This is a genomic window from Streptomyces sp. NPDC054783, from assembly GCF_053611725.1.
The window spans coordinates 74,016-89,908 of record NZ_JBSHAY010000027.1; the positions used below are offsets into that span (position 1 = coordinate 74,016).

At 68.5% G+C, this 15,893-nt stretch carries 18 protein-coding genes and 3 pseudogenes; 13 read left to right on the forward strand and 8 right to left on the reverse strand.

What is annotated here, in order from left to right:
- Nucleotides 1–61: 61 nt before the first annotated feature.
- Nucleotides 62–427 carry a hypothetical protein gene (locus ACWGJ5_RS34660; RefSeq protein ID WP_453313601.1) on the reverse strand — a complete coding sequence of 122 codons (366 nt, stop codon included), beginning with the start codon at nucleotides 425–427 and terminating at the stop codon, nucleotides 62–64.
- 383 nt (nucleotides 428–810) lie between these two features.
- Nucleotides 811–1,929 carry an FAD-dependent oxidoreductase gene (locus ACWGJ5_RS34665; RefSeq protein WP_453313602.1) on the reverse strand — a complete coding sequence of 373 codons (1,119 nt, stop codon included), beginning with the start codon at nucleotides 1,927–1,929 and terminating at the stop codon, nucleotides 811–813.
- A 53-nt stretch (nucleotides 1,930–1,982) separates the two neighbouring features.
- Between ACWGJ5_RS34665 and ACWGJ5_RS34670 the strand changes: the two genes are divergently transcribed.
- Nucleotides 1,983–2,675 (forward strand): TetR/AcrR family transcriptional regulator, encoded by a 693-nt coding sequence (locus ACWGJ5_RS34670; protein ID WP_453313603.1) that lies wholly within the window; start codon nucleotides 1,983–1,985, stop codon nucleotides 2,673–2,675.
- Between the two features lie 300 nt (nucleotides 2,676–2,975).
- On the opposite strand, the gene ACWGJ5_RS34675 is transcribed toward ACWGJ5_RS34670, so the two are convergent.
- Together ACWGJ5_RS34675 and ACWGJ5_RS34680 are read right to left on the reverse strand one after the other, a co-directional pair.
- Complete coding sequence (locus ACWGJ5_RS34675; RefSeq protein WP_453313604.1) at nucleotides 2,976–3,152, reverse strand: AMP-binding enzyme; 177 nt, start codon at nucleotides 3,150–3,152, stop codon at nucleotides 2,976–2,978.
- A 127-nt stretch (nucleotides 3,153–3,279) separates the two neighbouring features.
- Nucleotides 3,280–3,696, reverse strand: a pseudogene (locus ACWGJ5_RS34680) (AMP-binding protein); the annotation flags it as partial.
- On the opposite strand from ACWGJ5_RS34680, the gene ACWGJ5_RS34685 reads away from it, so the two are divergent.
- The 3 genes from ACWGJ5_RS34685 to ACWGJ5_RS34695 all read left to right on the forward strand — a co-directional run bounded on the left by ACWGJ5_RS34685 (nucleotide 3,577) and on the right by ACWGJ5_RS34695 (nucleotide 6,027).
- Nucleotides 3,577–5,079, forward strand: coding sequence for an ArnT family glycosyltransferase (locus ACWGJ5_RS34685; protein ID WP_453313605.1), 1,503 nt, complete (start codon nucleotides 3,577–3,579; stop codon nucleotides 5,077–5,079). The pseudogene ACWGJ5_RS34680 and the gene ACWGJ5_RS34685 sit on opposite strands and share 120 nt — an antisense overlap.
- Nucleotides 5,080–5,237: 158 nt before the next feature.
- Nucleotides 5,238–5,489, forward strand: coding sequence for a hypothetical protein (locus tag ACWGJ5_RS34690; protein ID WP_453313606.1), 252 nt, complete (start codon nucleotides 5,238–5,240; stop codon nucleotides 5,487–5,489).
- A 394-nt stretch (nucleotides 5,490–5,883) separates the two neighbouring features.
- Complete coding sequence (locus ACWGJ5_RS34695; RefSeq protein ID WP_453313607.1) at nucleotides 5,884–6,027, forward strand: hypothetical protein; 144 nt, start codon at nucleotides 5,884–5,886, stop codon at nucleotides 6,025–6,027.
- A 729-nt stretch (nucleotides 6,028–6,756) separates the two neighbouring features.
- Here the strand turns inward: ACWGJ5_RS34695 and ACWGJ5_RS34700 are convergent.
- Nucleotides 6,757–7,089 carry a helix-turn-helix transcriptional regulator gene (locus ACWGJ5_RS34700; RefSeq protein WP_453313608.1) on the reverse strand — a complete coding sequence of 111 codons (333 nt, stop codon included), beginning with the start codon at nucleotides 7,087–7,089 and terminating at the stop codon, nucleotides 6,757–6,759.
- 177 nt (nucleotides 7,090–7,266) lie between these two features.
- On the opposite strand from ACWGJ5_RS34700, the gene ACWGJ5_RS34705 reads away from it, so the two are divergent.
- The gene (locus ACWGJ5_RS34705) at nucleotides 7,267–8,016 is read left to right on the forward strand and encodes an anti-sigma factor antagonist (protein ID WP_453313609.1); all 750 of its coding nucleotides are present in this window, start codon (nucleotides 7,267–7,269) and stop codon (nucleotides 8,014–8,016) included.
- Between the two features lie 78 nt (nucleotides 8,017–8,094).
- Nucleotides 8,095–8,382, forward strand: coding sequence for a hypothetical protein (locus ACWGJ5_RS34710; RefSeq protein WP_453313610.1), 288 nt, complete (start codon nucleotides 8,095–8,097; stop codon nucleotides 8,380–8,382).
- Nucleotides 8,383–8,603: 221 nt separating this feature from the next.
- Here the strand turns inward: ACWGJ5_RS34710 and ACWGJ5_RS34715 are convergent, their stop codons facing one another.
- Nucleotides 8,604–8,867: a hypothetical protein gene (locus ACWGJ5_RS34715; RefSeq protein WP_453313611.1), complete on the reverse strand. Its 264-nt coding sequence runs from the start codon at nucleotides 8,865–8,867 to the stop codon at nucleotides 8,604–8,606.
- On the opposite strand from ACWGJ5_RS34715, the gene ACWGJ5_RS34720 reads away from it, so the two are divergent.
- Entirely contained in the window at nucleotides 8,772–9,086 is a 315-nt protein-coding gene (locus ACWGJ5_RS34720) for a DUF6207 family protein (RefSeq protein WP_453313646.1), read from the forward strand. The genes ACWGJ5_RS34715 and ACWGJ5_RS34720 overlap by 96 nt on opposite strands.
- On the opposite strand, the pseudogene ACWGJ5_RS34725 reads toward ACWGJ5_RS34720, so the two are convergent.
- Nucleotides 8,986–9,261 (reverse strand): annotated as a pseudogene (locus tag ACWGJ5_RS34725) (TetR/AcrR family transcriptional regulator); the annotation flags it as partial. The gene ACWGJ5_RS34720 and the pseudogene ACWGJ5_RS34725 overlap by 101 nt on opposite strands.
- Nucleotides 9,262–9,536: 275 nt before the next feature.
- On the opposite strand from ACWGJ5_RS34725, the gene ACWGJ5_RS34730 reads away from it, so the two are divergent.
- Entirely contained in the window at nucleotides 9,537–10,022 is a 486-nt protein-coding gene (locus ACWGJ5_RS34730; protein ID WP_453313647.1) for a DUF2975 domain-containing protein, read from the forward strand.
- Entirely contained in the window at nucleotides 10,022–10,243 is a 222-nt protein-coding gene (locus tag ACWGJ5_RS34735) for a helix-turn-helix domain-containing protein (protein WP_453313612.1), read from the forward strand. Before ACWGJ5_RS34730 ends, ACWGJ5_RS34735 begins: the two co-directional genes overlap by 1 nt.
- A 427-nt stretch (nucleotides 10,244–10,670) precedes the next feature.
- Here the strand turns inward: ACWGJ5_RS34735 and ACWGJ5_RS34740 are convergent.
- Nucleotides 10,671–11,105: pseudogene (locus tag ACWGJ5_RS34740) on the reverse strand (transposase family protein); the annotation flags it as partial.
- Nucleotides 11,106–11,413: 308 nt separating this feature from the next.
- Between ACWGJ5_RS34740 and ACWGJ5_RS34745 the strand changes: the two are divergent.
- The 4 genes from ACWGJ5_RS34745 (at nucleotide 11,414) to ACWGJ5_RS34760 (ending at nucleotide 15,885) form a co-directional block, all read left to right on the forward strand.
- Nucleotides 11,414–12,802 carry a JmjC domain-containing protein gene (locus ACWGJ5_RS34745; RefSeq protein WP_453313613.1) on the forward strand — a complete coding sequence of 463 codons (1,389 nt, stop codon included), beginning with the start codon at nucleotides 11,414–11,416 and terminating at the stop codon, nucleotides 12,800–12,802.
- A 200-nt stretch (nucleotides 12,803–13,002) separates the two neighbouring features.
- Nucleotides 13,003–14,066, forward strand: a protein-coding gene (locus tag ACWGJ5_RS34750) for an IS630 family transposase (protein WP_453313614.1) whose coding sequence is annotated in 2 segments (ribosomal slippage) — nucleotides 13,003–13,438 and nucleotides 13,438–14,066 — 1,065 coding nt in all. Because the reading frame shifts where the segments join, the coding sequence is not laid out codon by codon here.
- A gap of 58 nt (nucleotides 14,067–14,124) precedes the next feature.
- Nucleotides 14,125–14,589, forward strand: a complete 465-nt coding sequence (locus ACWGJ5_RS34755; protein WP_453313615.1) for a GNAT family N-acetyltransferase — start codon at nucleotides 14,125–14,127, stop codon at nucleotides 14,587–14,589.
- A gap of 52 nt (nucleotides 14,590–14,641) precedes the next feature.
- A protein-coding gene (locus ACWGJ5_RS34760) for an IS3 family transposase (protein WP_453313616.1) occupies nucleotides 14,642–15,885 on the forward strand; the annotation gives its coding sequence in 2 pieces (ribosomal slippage) (nucleotides 14,642–14,924 and nucleotides 14,924–15,885; 1,245 coding nt in all).
- Nucleotides 15,886–15,893: the final 8 nt, after the last annotated feature.

A 15,893-nucleotide genomic window follows, 5' to 3' on the forward strand; every position in this document is an offset into this window, starting at 1 on the left:
CGTCACACAACGCAGAGGACTGGACGACGTCCGTCGGCGCGCGAGGAAATGGGCGGAACCTTCACCGCCACCAGCCGCAAGCCCTCCGGCCCGCGGCGTCGTAGCGGCCCAGCAGCACCGTCCGGGGCGCCGCGACGGCGCCGGTGACGGCGCCGATGATGGACTCGGTGGTGACCCGCACCTTGTGCTTCCGCCACGAGTGCACGGGCCGGTAGGGCTCGTCCAGCCGCTTGAAGCACAGGCCTTCCACCCCGGCCGCCGTCCACTCCAGCCACCCTCTTGCCGCTGCCGGGTCGGTCGTCGACGGGCACAGCGTCGGCGGCGCTTTCAGTCCGTGGTCGGCGAACAGCGCCTCCAACGCCGCGCGCCGCCGCTCGTACGGCCAGCCGGTCAGGGACCCGCCTGCGTGGAGAAGGTCGTAGACCACCTAGCGCCGGCCACTGGCGCGCCGCACCACCCGAGCCGGTCCCGCGCCGGGCGAGCGGCTGCTACAGCCGCTCGAACGCCAACCGATCCGCTCCCACACCACCAGTTCGCGGTCCAGCCCGGTGTCCGCCGGCAGCTGTGCGAGGGCCGCTGCCCGAATCTCGGGGAACGAGCGGTCATGTCCGTGCCCTGCCGGGAGCGCAGGAGTATCCGTCCGTTCGCGTACATGACGAGCTGAGCGCGGTAGCCGTCCTTCTCCAGACTTTGACGTGTCTCATGAGACAGTCCAGCGGTGGTCTTGCCGGAAGCAACTGCGGCGGCGCCGTACTGTCCCATGAAGCCGTGGCGAGGTGTCAGTAGTGCTGGTGCCCTGGCGCTTGGCAGTCAGCATGGCTGGACCTGGTCGAAGTGGGCGAGGGCTTCGGCGGGGTCCTGGCTCACGAGGCGTTCCAGGCCGGCCGTCGTGGTCTTCGCCCACCTGCCGGCCCGTGCCCACATCTGTTCCTCGAAGGCACGGACGGCCTCGTCCAGATCTCCAGGGCCGGTGGCGATGGACTCGGCGAGTTCGGCGCCTTCCAGCATCGCGAGGTTCGCGCCCGCCCCCAATGGGGGCATCAGATGGGCGGCGTCGCCCAGGAGCGTCACCCCGGGGACGTGGGTCCAGGTGTGGGACACGGGCAGGACGTAGAAGGGGCGGTGGACGAAAGCGGTGCCGTGGCGGAGGAGGTCGAGGACGGGAGCAGCCCAGCCGTCGAACAGAGCCAGCAGGCTCGATCGCACGACCTCGACGTCGGTCAGGTCCAGGTTCGCGTGCCAGTCCAGCGGCGCCCGGAACTTGGCGTACACCTTGACGTCGCCGCCGCTGTTGCGCTGGGCGACGAGGGAGCGGTTCACGCCGTACACAGCCACGGAACCATCGCCGATCAACCGGGCGAGGCCGGGGTGGCGGGTGTCGACGTCGTCGAGGGAGGTCTCGACCGAGGTGACGCCGGTGTAGTGCGGCATCACCGGCGAGACTGCCGGGCGGATCCGGGACCAGGCGCCGTCCGCGCCGATCACGAGGTCGAACGTCTCCTGTCGCCCGTCCGCGAAATGGACCATTACGCCATCCGGGGTCCCCGGCACCACCTGCGTCACGCTCCGGCCCCACTGGACGTCGAGAGGGCCGAGCAGCAGGTCACGGAGTTGCCCGCGGTCGATCTCGGGGTTGGCCCGGTCATCTGGACGGGGCCGCCAGTCGCGCAGGACGGTCCCGTCCGCGTCCAGGATGCGCATGGCTTGCCCCTCGGGGCGAGACAGTGCCTGGAACTCCGCCAGCAGCCCCGCCTTGTCCAGCGCGATCTGGCCCAGCCCCTCGTGCAGGTCCAGCGTGCCGCCCGGGGGGCGGGCGTCGGGGGAGGGGTCGCGTTCGAGGACGGCGACAGGGTGGCCATGGCGGTGCAGGACGCGGGCGAAGGCAAGGCCGCCGGGACCGCCCCCGACCACTGCGATGCGTTGTCTCATGTCGATACACTGTATTGTCCCGTTACGATGCATCGCAACAGTACGATGTCACCATGACTGTGTGGGACCGGCCGGAGCCGCCGCCTCGCCCCGTGCCGCTCGACCGGGAGCGGATCGTCGCCGCCGCCATCGCGCTGGCCGACGAGGGCGGGCTGGAAGCGGTGTCGTTGCGCAAGGTCGCCGCCCGGCTGAACGCCGGCCCGATGCGACTGTACGGATATATCTCCACCAAGGAGGAGCTGTTCGACCTCATGGTGGACGAGGTCCAGGCCGAGATTCTCCCCGAGGAGCAGCCCGGTGACTGGCGGGAGGCGCTGCGCATCCTCGCCCACCGCACCAGGCAGACCGCTCTCCGTCACGAATGGCTGGCCGACCTGCTCGGCGGCCGCCCGCCCCTGGGCCCGAACGGCCTCGCCGTGACCGAGGCCACGCTGGCCGCCCTGGACGGCCTCGCCGACGTCGACACCGTCATGCGCGCCGTGGAGACTGTCAGCGCCTACTTCACCGGCGCGATCAGGCGCGAGATCGCGAATCTGCGGGCCGAGCGCGCCACGGGCCTGTCCAAGCGTGACTGGCAGCGCGCCTCCGGCCCGCATGTGACGAGGATGTTGGCCACGGGCCGCTTCCCGGCGCTGGCCAAGGCGGTGTACGACGGCACGGACGTGGACGCCGAGGCATCCTTCGCGACCGGGCTGGACTGGGTCCTCGACGCCGTGGCCGTCAGACTCACCACGCCGCCGGCGTGAGCTTTGCTCTTGCCCGAGCGCCCGTCGTGCGCATGATGCCGGTGGTTTTCTTGCCCCGCCCTCGAGGGGTGCGCAGGTGGTCGTGGATGAAGGCATCAGTCATTGCTGGTGTTCGCTTCCTGGAGGATCGGGCGCAGGGCGGGGAGGGACGTGGTTTCAGTGCGCGGTACGGCCCGCACATCAGAGGTTCTTGAGTTCGAGGCGAAGGATCTTGCCGACGTTGCTCTTGGGCAGGGCATCGCGGAACTCGATGTAGCAGGGCCGCTTGTACCCGGTGAGCCGGCTCTTGAGGTGCTTTGCTCACGCACGGAGTTCTGCTTCGGTCAGGCTCCGGTCGCGGGCGACGACGAGCTTGGGTACCTCGCCCGACTTGGGATCGGGGACGCCGACAGCGCCCGCTTCGACGACCTTGGGGTGGCTGGTCGCCGCCTCCTCGATCTCGTTCGGGTAGACGTTGAACCCGGAGACGAGGATCACCTCCTTCTTCCGGTCGACGATCCGCAGGAAGCCGTCGTTCGTCGATGACGGCGATGTCGCCGGTCAGCAGCCATCCGCCCGCGGTGAACACGTCCGCGGTCTCATCCGGCTTGTTCCAGTAGCCGCGCCTCACCTGGGGGCCTTTGACAGCGAGCTCGCCCGGCTCGCCGTCGGGCACTGGCCGATGGTTGTCGTCGATGATGCACACGTCGGTGGACGGCACCGGAATACCGATGCTGCCGATTCTGGGTTCGAGGTGGACGGGGTTGACGCTGACGACGGGTGAGGTCTCGGTCAGGCCGTAGCCCTCGGTGACGGGCCGGCCGGTGATCTCCTGCCAGCGGGCGGCCACCGCGGCATCCAGAGAGCGCCCATTGTCTTCCGGGCCCTTCTGCGGCCGCGTCTGGGCTGTCAGAATGCCGACATGCCCATTCGGGGGGATGCGCAGCCGTGCCTGCGGCGGTTCGCGGCGGGGCCGGTCGGGGGGATCGCGGCTGCGGCCGCGACGCTGCTGATCGCACTGTCGGGCCGCTACGGCTTCCACCGCGACGAGCTGTACTTCCTGCTCGCCGGCCGGCACCCGGCATGGGGCTACCCGGACCAGCCACCACTCACCCCGCTGCTCGCCAGGATCGGCGCGGAGCTCTTCGGCCCCACCCCGACGGGCGTGCGGATCCTGCCCGCGCTGCTCACCGCGGCCACGATCACGCTCACCGCGCTGATCGCCCGAGAGCTGGGCGCCGGACACGGCGGGCAGGTACTCGCGGCAGCAGCCGCGGCCTGCTCGGGCTATACCCTCGGAATCGGCCACCTGCTCTCCACCGCGACCTTCGACCTGACGGTCTGGCTGGCGATCATTCTGCTGACGCTCCGACTGCTGCGCACGGGCGAATTCCGCTACTGGCCTTCGCTGGGAGCGTTGGTCGGGATCGCGCTGCTGAACAAGCTGCTGGTGCTGGGGCTGTTGCCGGCCTTGGCATTGGGCGCGCTGACGGCTGGACCACGCGGCTTCTTCGTACCGCGGCCACGCGCGCTGCTGGGTCCGCTGACCGCCGTCCTCGCCGCGCTGCCCTTCGCGATCCCGACCCTGTGGTGGCAGGCCGTGCGCGGTTGGCCCGAGCTGACGGTAGCTCACGGAATCAGCGCCGATGTCGGAATCGGCGGGCGCCTGCTCGCCCTGCCGATGCAGCTGCTCCAGTTCTCCCCGGTGCTGGCACCCCTGTGGCTGACCGGGCTGAGCCGGCTGTGGCGTCGACCGGAGCTGCGCTGGGCCCGGCCGGTCGTGGTGGCCTGGGTGGTGCTGTGCCTGCTGGTGCTGGCCGGCGGTGGCAAGGGGTATTACCCGATTCCACTGCTGTACGCGATCAGCGCCGCCGGCTGCGAGCCCTACGCCCACTGGATCCGCGAGCACCGCGCCAAGCTGGCGGGCGGACTGCTCGCGGCCCTGCTCACCAGCGCCCTGGTCGCCCTGCCGGTGCTGCCCGCATCGGCGCTGACCGTGCCGATGGCCCTTGACCCCGACCTCGGCGAGGAGGTCGGCTGGCCACAACTCGTACGCGCCACCGCCACCGGCTGGGAGACGATCCCCGCCGACCAGCGGCCCACCGCCGTGTTGCTGACCGCGAACTACGGCGAGGCCGGGGCCATCGCACGGTACGGGCCCGCCCTCGGCCTGCCCGAACCGTACTCCGGCCACATGGGCCTGCACGCCTGGGGCCCGCCCTCGGCCACCGCCACCGGCCCGGTGCTGCTCGTCCACCCGGCCGGCTACCCCGAGTTGGAGCAGCACTTCACCGCCTGCCACACGGTCGCGCGCGTCGACAACGGGCACGGCACCGCGAACCAGGAACAGCACGCGGCCGTGGTGCTCTGCGCAGGGCCGGACCGGCCATGGCCCATGCTCTGGCCACTGCTACGCCGATACTGAGCAGCCACCTTCCTCAGCACGTTCACCCGAACCCGGCCCTCCACACCCACACGTAGGCGAACACCTGCAAACTCACTCGACCACCGGGACATTGAAACGCCCCTGGCGGCAAACCAGGTCGGCGCCGTGCGGCCCGCGCAGATTCTGCAGGGGTAGCCATGAGGCCCACCACGCGTCGATCCAGCGCAAAACGGGTCACCGAACTCGTCGGCGATGACGTCGATGGCATCGAGCTGAACGGCTACGAGCCGGTGCGCGAGGAAGACACCTGGTGGAGAGGGCCCGAGTCGCTGGTGGCCCTCTATTCAGGGGAGGCGGCATCCATGCCCTTTCCCGGAGGTCGCATTGCGTTGATCTACTGCGGCCTCGATGACTGGGGGCTGGGAGGAGGCGTGGACGACGATGGCTGAGCTTGATCCTCACCCTCACGCGATCGTCCGGCCGAACGTGGGCGCCGCAACCCTGACCGCCGAAGCCACTGGACAGTGCGGCTCGAAGCCCCTGGGTGCTTCATTGCGTCCGCGGCCGAGCTGCGGCCGGCGCGGGCCCCGCCCAGGGGCGGAACCCCTGCCCCAGGGCCGACTAGGCCCGCACCCGAGCACCTGGGTCCCGTCAGTGGGCGTCTCAATGCCTATGCCAATCGCCTGTGGCGGGGGCGGGCGGCCGTCCCTTGAACGAGTGACGTAAAGCGTGCACGGGCCTGGCGGGTGGGATGTCTCTTGCCCGTCCATACGTCCAGCGTCTTCTCCTCACCGAGAGGGAATCATCGTGCTGTCTGTCCGCCGCATCGTGACCGTTGCAACAGTGAGCGCACTGCTTTCCCTCGGAGCGATCGTCCCCGCCCTAGCCGCCCAGGCACCGGGCCCCGACGACATCACCGACGGTCTTCTCGAACAACCCGTCAGCACGGTTGTGGGCTCCCCCCTCGGCCTTCCCCTCGGCATCTGAAACCGTCGGTCGGTATGGGCCTGCAACGCCCGCGGGCCCCCGTACCTCCTCATCAGCCCCGTCACCAACTGTGACGGGGCTTTCCCGTGGCCGGTCCATGGCCGGCCCCGCGCCTCGGGAGTCGGTGTTCTACGGCGTCTGTTGGGCATGGCGGCCGCCCTGCCGTTGTGCCAACGGCTGGCCCCTCGATGGAGTATGTCGTACGGCGCCTGCAGTCGCATCGTCATCGGTTTGCCGCCGGAGATCTTCCAGCGCACGGTGATGTCCGCGTCCCGGCTGCGTGGTCCGTCCCTCCGGATGGCGAGGGCGTCGGAGCGCTGATCCCAGGTCAGCGCGGGCAGCATGTCGGGGGCAGGGATGGTGGGGGGTGACCGACCGGGCGGTGGCGCAGTTCGTAGGCGTCCATGAGGTTTCGTTGCGGGACTGCACCAGTCGTGAGCTGTGCACCCACACGAGGGGGCCGGCCTGAGGCTGGGTCAGGCCCACGAGAGCAGTAGGGGCAAACGTGTTCTCCCGGCTGCCGTGGCTCGCAGCGGGCTGGGCGGCCCGCGAAGCGAAATTGGCGATCGCGGCGGCCACTGCGATGGACCGGTGCCCGTGCCGGTCGGTCAGGGCCCCGACCAGCGGGCCTCCGATTGGCGATGACGATGGTGATGGCGATGGCCGGGCCGACCGGTCCGGCGAAGGCGTAGCTGTGGGTCGCCGCCTGGTCCAGGATGGGCGTGGCCGTTACCCAGGGTGTCTGACGTTGTCGGCACGGGCGGTTTCGTGCCGGGAGAGGAGGGAGAGCAGGTCTGCCACGGTCAGGTCGGCTTCGGCGGGGTGGCGCAGGATGGTTCCGGGCTGGATGCGGTAGGTGTTGGCCCGGCCTTCACGGGTGTGGGTGAGGTATCCGTCGGCTTCCAGATCGGAAATGATCTTCTGGACTGCGCGTTCGGTGAGTTGGCAGCGTGCGGCGATGTCGCGCATGCGGGTCGTGTGATCGTTGGCGATCGTGGCGAGCACCCGGGCGTGGTTGGTGAGGAACGTCCACCCGGTGTGCGGTTCCGGTGCTTCTCCCATGCATCCCAGGGTAGACGCCTCATTCACGTATCCCAAAGGGTGAAATTGTTTTCCGGTATTCCTTGACGGGTGAGGTCCTGTGAGCGGAGTCTTGGAAGCGAGGTCGGGGGGACACGGACGGGAGAGGTGGCCATGTCCGAACCGAGGCTTCCACCGCAGTGCGCCAGGGAGGAGGACGTGACCGTGCACGCAGTAATGGCCGACGCCCCTGCCGCTGCGGAAGTGCCGCTGTTGGATCTGATGATCAATGTCTCCCCGTGCGGTGGGCGGGTGCTGGTGACGATCTGCGGAGAGCTGGACATCTGCACGGAAGGCGCCCTTCAGTCGGCACTGCGGGAAGCCGTCGGGCGGGGCCCCCAGGGCGTTGACCTCGACTTGACCGGGATAACGTTCTGTGACTGTTCCGGACTGAATGTCCTGCTGGCCGCTCGGCGTGATGCCCGACGCGCCGGGAAGAGCCTTACCGTCCGGGCAGCCAGTCGGCAGGTCCGGCGTCTGCTGAGCGCGACAGGGACCGGTTCCCTGTTCGTATCGCATCGTGCCCCATACCTGCCGTCAGGCGCTGACCTGCCGGCTGCACAGAACCAGGAGGATGCCCTGAGTCACGAGGAGGAGCTGCGCACTGAGGTTGTTCAGCTGCGCCGCGCCATGCAGACACGCGCCGTCATCGACCAAGCCCTTGGGGTCCTGATGGCCTCGTTCCGCCTCAGCTCCGAGGACGCCTGGAACGTGTTGGTCACGGTCTCCCAGCACACGAACATCAAGCTCCATCAGGTCGCCGAGCAACTGGTCACCACCGTCCAGGGAGTTGCCCTGGCCGATGCGATCCAAGCGCAAGTGGCCGCAGCCGTCGCTGCTCTGCGTGCCCCCGCGGACGTGCCTTCAGACGCCCCGCAGTCCATCGAGGAGGGCGAAGGCGGCGGGTGATGCATCGCTGTGACGAGGGCGAAGGTGGCAGCCCGCAGGTCCGTCAGCGCATGGGCCGACCGCGCCCATACGTCGTGCGTGTCGACAGGCGCGCGCGACATCGAGGCCGCTCTGATCGCTGCTCGCCACCGGCTGCCCGGATGTGACATCGGTCGGATGACTGACTGGTGGGCCGCTGGACGGGCTGCTGCTGGACGTCTGGGGGGTGGACGCACGAGATCAACACGTGCCTCTCCCTCCAGACCGACCTCGGCGGCTTCGCCCGGCGGGCGTGCGCTGTCCACCCGCTCCCCGGCGACCCTGCCCCCTGGGACCGGAACGGTGACAGTCCCTGACCACCTGCCAGCTCTGCTGAGGCGCCTGTGAGGTCGTGCCTGCACGATGAGGAGCAGCACGTCGTCGAACGCCATCCGCAGCGTCCGTCCGTCGTCCGACGCCACCCATCTGGGGGACTCCAGCATGGCTGTGCATCGCGTCGCGACCGGGGCGAGCCTGCTGTGCTAGACCTCCGGATCCGCGGCGCGCAGCCCAGCACGGGCGGCCTCAGCGCTCGCCTCGCCCTCGGCAGGCCTGCATCGACGTCGCCATCAGGCGTTCGTACTTGTCCGGCCGCAGGTGTCCTTCTCCCACTCGTCGCGCAGTTCGTTCAGCGCCGCCGGCACTCGACCCATGACCCTCATGCCGGGACGTTGCTCGGTCGGGTGAAGACGCCGGATCGCCGGAACCCTCCCTGACATCCAGGCGTAGTGCCGTACATGGAACCGGTCAATGGGACGCACGTCAGCGAGCCGGGCCTCGTCGTGGTCGACGTCGCGGTCGCCGACGACGCCACTACGCTTGGCTTCCGGCAACTGCTCTCCGACCGGTGGGCGACGGCAACAGCGGAGCGGACGACGCGGGACGTCGGCCGGCCCCCACCGTGGCCAGCGCGGGGAATCGGCCAGTGGGGAAGGTTCGCTGCAGATGGGGCCCGAGTGAGGCCTGCCAACGCTTCTCGTCCATCCCGGTGGCCCGCTCGGCACGCCGCTCGGCGATCTCCCGACGCGCCGCGCCGATCTCGTACGCGTTGACTGCGGCGACCACAGGCATGATGGCGTCCACGTCGACGTCGCCCAGTGCGGCCACCACGGTCTCCCCGCTGGCCAGTGCGTGCGGCCCGAGCTGGGGTCGGCCACCCAGGAGATCGGCGAGCCATTCGTGCTCGTGAGTGGCGTGCCGAGTGGCTTCGGCAGGACACCGGAGCACCTCCCGCCAGCCGTCTCCGAGCCGTGATCACGATGGCCATGCGCCTCTGATTCTGCTCGACGGCCAGGTGCAGCTTGGTGGTGAACCGACCGCCCGAAAGCTCACGCGAGGCCGACTTCGACAAGATCAATGCGGTTCGCGCGAACGTCATGTCATGGGAGGGGGTGGCGGCGTCCCGCCACGGTGCGAAGCCACCGCCCACGTCCGTCCCAGCCCTTGCATTCACCTATCGATATTCGATAGATTGCCATCGCAACTCGATGGAAGGGTGGGTCATGGGAAAACTGACAGTGCGTGCGCTGCGTGCCGTGCTCGTGGTGGTGTTCGCCGGCACCGTGTTCGTACAGGCGTTGATGGTGTGGGCGTTGGCCACCGACCCGGAGGACGGGTCGCTCCCGCTTACCCCGCTGCGCGTGATCACGATCCTGGGCATGGTGTCGGCCCAAGTCGCCCTGGTTTGCGTATGGCGGCTGGTGACGATGGTGCGACGCGGAACCGTGTTCTCCCACGCCGCCTTCCGGTACGTGGACGGGGTGATCGGCGCGATCGTGGCGGCTGCCCTCGTATGGTTCGCGGTCACGGTACTCAATGCGCCGGGTCAGCGGGACGACCCGGGTGTCACGCTCATCATGGGCGGGGTGGGCGTGGCCATCTTGGGGGTCGCGCTCATCGTGCTCGTGCTGCGGATGCTGCTCGCTCAGGCCGTCGCGCGCGACGTCGAAGCGGCGCAGATGCAGGCGGAGTTGGACGAGGTGATCTGATGCCGATCGTCGTCGACATCGACGTGATGCTGGCCAGGCGGAAGATGTCCGTGGGCGAGCTCGCGGACCGCGTAGGGATCACGCCCGCCAACCTTGCGGTACTCAAGAACGGCCGCGCCAAAGCGGTGCGCTTCGCGACGCTCGCCGCGCTCTGCGATGTGCTCGAGTGCCAGCCGGGCGACCTGCTGCGCTGGGAGGCCGAGGTCGCTGCGGGCGGCTGACACTGCCCCAGGGCGGGCGTGAAAAAGCCTGGCACCATCGGTCCGTGACAGGGGACATGGACCTCATGGGCGTGGATCGCCGATCACCCGCAGCACCGTCCCGACCTCGTTGGGCAGAGTCAGGTTGACCTGCACCGCACCGTTCTGGTGACAGGCACGGGTTTCCAAGACCATGGAGTTCTCGGCGCCCCATGATCGAGTGGAAGAGCGTGCCGGCCGACGCGTCATCGCCGATCCCACCTGCCCTTGACCAACTCCGCGAGCATCCCGGGGCCGTGGCCGAGGAGATTCCGGGCCTGCTGGAGCGACTGGCCGAGGTGCCCGGCCCCCGCGATCCGCCCGGCGTACGGCACGCTCTGCAGCGGGCCTTGCGGAAGATCCGCCACTGCTTGAGGCGGGCGAAGGCTCGCTCGCCGGGTGCCCGCAGCTGGGCGTGGTCCCGGTCGAACCGGGTGTACTTCTCGGGTAGGTCGCGGCTGTAGTAGGGGGCGTGGGCCGTGGCGCCGGCTCCGCGATGGGCACGGTCGGCGAGTACCAGGACCTGCCTGGTCAGGCACGCTTGGATCACTCCATGAGTGTGAGCGGCCGTGAGCTCGTGGGACCTGCCGGGCAGTGCGCGTGAATGCCACAGTGCAGTGCCATCCGGGCGGGCCAGGACCGCTACGTTCATCCCCTGTTGGCGGTGCATTTGCGAGCAGAACGGCTCGTCGGCGGTCACTCGGTCTGTCCTGATCAGGGTGCCGTCCAGTATGCGGAACTTGTTCGGATCATGGCTTTGCAGCGCGTCCAGCAGGGTGGGGGTGTGGTCGGCCAGGATGACGACGGCCTCGGTCACATATCGGCAGGCCGTCGCGGTCGACATGCCGAATTCGGCCCCACCTGCTGCAACGTCTCGTTGTTGCGCAGGTGTACCAGGACGAGCGGGGCCTGTTGGGAACAGCTCAGCCGTCGCCGGCGCGAGCGCCGTTCACGCCTTCGGGCGTTGATGGGCGAGATCACCAACCGAACGACCAGGAGCCCAGCCACGTCACGAACGCCACCAGCCCCTCGTCATCGGCCTCGAACCGCAGGATGAGAAGCGTTCACTCAGCCTTTGAATTGACAGGGTGGAAATGGAACTTGCACAGATCGGGGCTGGCACGCAATACGGCGCCGATGTACGGTTACTCCGTGATCACCAGCGATCGGACTGCGCCGAGAATCCAGATTATCACTACCGCGGCACTGCGCCGGCAGGAGGAACCGTTGGTTCCGATTTCCAGGGATGCGGGGGCAGTTGATGAGGCCGCTCGAATGCTGCCGGTCGATACGGCGGAACTCCGCCGCTGCACCGGCGACGAGAAGGCTTTCATAGCCGATGTCTGGGGCAAGCGGGTCCACGTCACCACCGACGGTATACCGGCCAGCGATCTCATCAGCGTGCGCGACATCGACCGACTGCTCACCAGCCAGCCCCTGCTGCGTTCCGACATGATCCGCTTTGTGCGACAGGGGGAAATTCTGCCGCGCAACAAGTATCTCAGGTCGATGCGGGAGGTTTATCCGCGCCCCGTCGACCACGAGATGTCGGAGAACGAACACATCCTCGAGATGCTGACCCGGGGCGTCGCGAGCGCGGCGGAGGTCACGGCCGCCGTGCGCGGCGGAGCAACCCTGATTCTTCAGTCGGCGCACTGGTACCACCCGCCGCTGACCGAGTTCTGCCGTTCCCTCGAACTCGCCCTGGGCCACCGGTGCCGGGCGAACATCTATGTCACGCCGGCCTCGTCCCAGGGGTTCGACCTGCACTCCGATCCGCACGATGTCTTCGTGCTCCAGGCGTTCGGCGAGAAGCAGTGGCACGTCGGGGCAACGCCGTGGGAACGGCGGCACGGCATCGAAAGCGCCGACACCACCGAGCTGCTGCTGCGGCCCGGTGACGTGCTGTATGTCCCGAAGGGCACGCCACACCGGGCGCACACCCTGAGCGCCCAGTCGGGACACGTCACCATCAGTATCGAGTCCAACTCCTGGCGCGAAGTCCTGCGGACCACGCTGACCCAGCTCGTTGAGGACAGCCTCCCCGCCGGGCTGCTGGACGCCGAGCTGCCGGCCGGCTGGCTGTACGACGACGGAGTCCTCGACGAGGTGAGTGAGCGGTTCCTGGCGGACGTCCGGACGGCGTTGGCGGGGCAGGAACCCGAGCAGGTGCGCTCCGCTCATCTGCGCACCTTCCTGACCCAGCTCACGGACAGGATTCCCGGCGCCTTCGAGACGGACTCCTCGCTCGGTGTTCTCGGCGTGCTGGACACAACGCCGCTGCGGCGGCAGAAGACGGTGCCGTGCGCGCTCTTCTCGCAGCCCGCGACCCAGCGCGTGTACGCGGTTCTCGGCCGCCGCTCGGTCGGTATGCCCGAAACCTACGAGACAGCCATGCGGTACATCGCTGGACGCACGGAATTCAAGCCCGAGGAACTTTCCTTCGCGCTGGACGAGCGGGAGCGACTGGAACTCTGTCAAGCCCTCGTCGATGCACATCTGTTTGCGCACGCTACAGTATTCGGTGATCATTCCTCATGAAGCGCTGTCCGAAGGTGTCCTGTTGCGGCTCGATTCTGTCGATTACGCGGAAGCACTGCATTCCGCGTATGCGGCGAACCAGGGTTATTTGACCCCTCGGAGTAATTCCGGACTACTCAACTTGATTGGGAGATGTCGGGACCGTTCGCCGGACAGCGGCCACCGGTTTTGGTAGCCCTGGGTCGTGAGGTACGCGCAGGGTGGCGGGCGGGCCGACCGACGCTGAGACGGCCGCGTGGGAGCGAATTCGGCTGCAGGCCGTGGAACGCTTCGAGAGCGGGGAGAAGAACCGGGAGATCGCTGCCGCGCCACGGGTGGGCGATCGGTCGGTGGAGCGGTGGCGGCGGGCCTGGCGCGAGCGGGGTGAGGCCGGCGTCCGGTCGAAGGGTTCGCCGGGCCGCCCGAGGCTCGGCCCGGACCAGATCGCGAGGCTGGCGCGGGAGTTGGAACGGGGACCGCTTGCGCATGGCTGGGCGGATCAGCGGTGGACGCTGGCACGGGTGAAGTCGCTGATCGGCCGGCTGTTCCACGTCTCGTACGCGGTGGAGGGCACGTGGCGGCTGTTGAAGCGGCACGGCTGGTCGTGGCAGCGGCCCGCCTGGCGGGCGAGCGAGCGTGCCGATGCGGCGGTCGAGGTGTGGAAGAAGGAGACCTGGCCGCGGGTAAGAGAATCGCGGCGGCGCTCGGGGCCTGGCTGGTCTTCGAGGACGAAGCCGGGCAGTCGATGACGCCGCCGCGTGCCAGGACCTGGGGCCGGATCGGCCGGACGCCTGTAGTCCGGGTGCGTGGCCGGGGATCGGGACGTGTGTCGATGGCGGGCATGACCTGCTACAAGCCGGGCGAGCGGTCCCGGCTGATGTACGCCGTCCGCGAGTACCGGGGCCGCAAAGGCGAGCCGAAGGGCTTCGGTTGGCGGGACTTCCGCGACCTGATCATCCGTGCCCGGCCCCAGCTCGGCGGACCGATCGTGCTCGTCTGGGACGACGTCCTCCTCCACCTCACCAAGCCGCTGCGGGAGTTCATCGAGGCGAACGCCGCCTGGCTGACCGTGTTCCAACTGCCCACCTACGCGCCGGACCTGAACCCACAGGAGGCCATCTGGGCACTGGTCGAGCGCGACATCGGCAACCTGGCCGCTGCCGACCTCGGCCACATCACCAGGGCTGTGAAACACCGACTCAAGCAGATCCAGTACCGCCCGCACCTGGTCGACGGCTGCCTGGCCGCCACCGGACTGATCATGGACGGCAAACCGACGGACTGATGGGGTTGGCGCCAGAAAACTGGGAGCGCGACAACACGGGGTGCGCGAGACTTGCCTGATGATCACTGACGTCAATGTGCGCGAGGCTGACGCGGCTGATGCTCCAGTACTGGCCCGTCTGCGCTGGGCATTCAAGCAAGAGGACCATGACGGGGACCTCTCCGAGCCGCTTCGGCCCGTGAGCCACGCTGAGGACTGGATCCAAGAACGGCTCGCGAGCAAAAGCTGGCTGGCCTGGGTCGCCGAAAGCGACGGCGAGATCTGCGGGCACGTCTTCCTCCACGTGGTGGAGAGGGTGCCGGAGCCCTACGAGGACAACACCCCCGTCGGCTACGTCACGAACTTCTACGTGGTTCCTGAACACCGCAATCGAGGGTTCGGGGCAGCCCTCCTTGAAGCTCTGAGAAGGCATGCGCAGCGCAGCGGCATGGACGTCTTGATCGTCTGGCCTTCCGAACGCAGTGTCCCGCTCTACCGCCGATCCGGCTTCCAGTCTCCGACCGAGTTGTTGGAAGCACGGTGAACTGAACCGCTCCGGGTCTGATGGAGGCTCGATTCCCTGAGAGGATCGAGTCATGGCACGTCCGTCCCCCTACCCGCCTGAGCTTCGTGAGCGTGCGGTTCGCATGGTCGCGGAGATCCGCCCCAACTACCCGACTGAGTGGGCCGCGATGAAGGCAGTCGCAGTCAAGCTGGGGATCGGTGCGGCTGAGACGGTGCGAACCTGGGTCCGCAAGGCCGAGGTCGACGCCGGCCAGCGTCCCGGAGTCACGTCCGAGGAGGCCGCGGAGATCAAGCGACTGCGGGCCGAGAACGCCGAGCTGCGACGGGCCAACGAGATCCTCAAGGCGGCGTCGGCTTTCTTCGCGGCCGAGCTCGACCGACCGTCGAAACGCTCGTAGCGTTCATCGACGCACACCGCCAGGTGTTCGGAGTCGAGCCGATCTGCCGTGTCCTGACCAGCCACGGACTGAAGATCGCAAGGAGTACCTACTACGCGGCGAAGAACCGCATCCCAAGCGCCCGGGCAGTCCGCGACGCCGAGCTGAAGGCGCAGATCAGTCGCGTCCACGCCGACAACTTCAGCGTCTACGGAGTGCGGAAAGTCTGGCGGCAACTGCACCGCGAAGGCATACCAGCGGCCCGCTGCACCGTCGCCGGGCTGATGCGCGATCTCGGCCTCCAGGGCGCCAGACGCGGAAAGAAGATCCGCACCACCATCCGGGACGACAGCCACGAGCGGGCCGCAGACCTGCTCAGGCGCGACTTCACCGCGTCCCGTCCCAATCAGCGGTGGGTGGCCGACTTCACCTACGTCGCCACCTGGTCCGGGATCGTCTACGTCGCGTTCGTCGTGGACGTGTACTCCCGCGCGATCGTCGGATGGTCCGCCGCCACCAGCAAACGGGCCAAGCTTGTACTCGACGCCCTCGACCTGGCGTTGTGGCGCCGGGACCGTGCCGGAACTCCGGCTGGTCCGGGGCTGGTTCACCATTCGGATGCGGGCAGCCAGTACACGTCTTTCGCGTTCACCGCCCACCTCCTCGAGGCCGGCATCGACGCCTCGATCGGTACGGTCGGGGACGCCCTGGACAACGCCCTCATGGAGTCCCAGATCGGCCTCTGCAAGACGGAGTTGATCAAGCCCCGCAGACCCTGGAAGGCGCTCGCCGACGTCGAACTCGCCACCGCCGAATGGGTCGACTGGTTCAACAACCAGCGCCTGCACACCGCGATAGGTGACATCCCGCCCGCCGAACACGAAACCAACTACGACGATCACCACCAGCCCCAACCGGCGGCTGGAGTCAGCCCGTAGAGCCTCCA

Coding starts and splice junctions, on each gene's coding strand:
- ACWGJ5_RS34730 (WP_453313647.1), top strand. CDS start 9,537: ATGGGAAAACTGACAGTGCGTGCGCTGCGTGCCGTGCTCGTGGTGGTG.
- ACWGJ5_RS34720 (WP_453313646.1), top strand. CDS start 8,772: ATGGAACCGGTCAATGGGACGCACGTCAGCGAGCCGGGCCTCGTCGTG.
- ACWGJ5_RS34670 (WP_453313603.1), top strand. CDS start 1,983: ATGACTGTGTGGGACCGGCCGGAGCCGCCGCCTCGCCCCGTGCCGCTC.
- ACWGJ5_RS34665 (WP_453313602.1), bottom strand. CDS start 1,929: ATGAGACAACGCATCGCAGTGGTCGGGGGCGGTCCCGGCGGCCTTGCC.
- ACWGJ5_RS34700 (WP_453313608.1), bottom strand. CDS start 7,089: ATGGGAGAAGCACCGGAACCGCACACCGGGTGGACGTTCCTCACCAAC.
- ACWGJ5_RS34690 (WP_453313606.1), top strand. CDS start 5,238: ATGAGGCCCACCACGCGTCGATCCAGCGCAAAACGGGTCACCGAACTC.
- ACWGJ5_RS34685 (WP_453313605.1), top strand. CDS start 3,577: ATGCCCATTCGGGGGGATGCGCAGCCGTGCCTGCGGCGGTTCGCGGCG.
- ACWGJ5_RS34755 (WP_453313615.1), top strand. CDS start 14,125: ATGATCACTGACGTCAATGTGCGCGAGGCTGACGCGGCTGATGCTCCA.
- ACWGJ5_RS34735 (WP_453313612.1), top strand. CDS start 10,022: ATGCCGATCGTCGTCGACATCGACGTGATGCTGGCCAGGCGGAAGATG.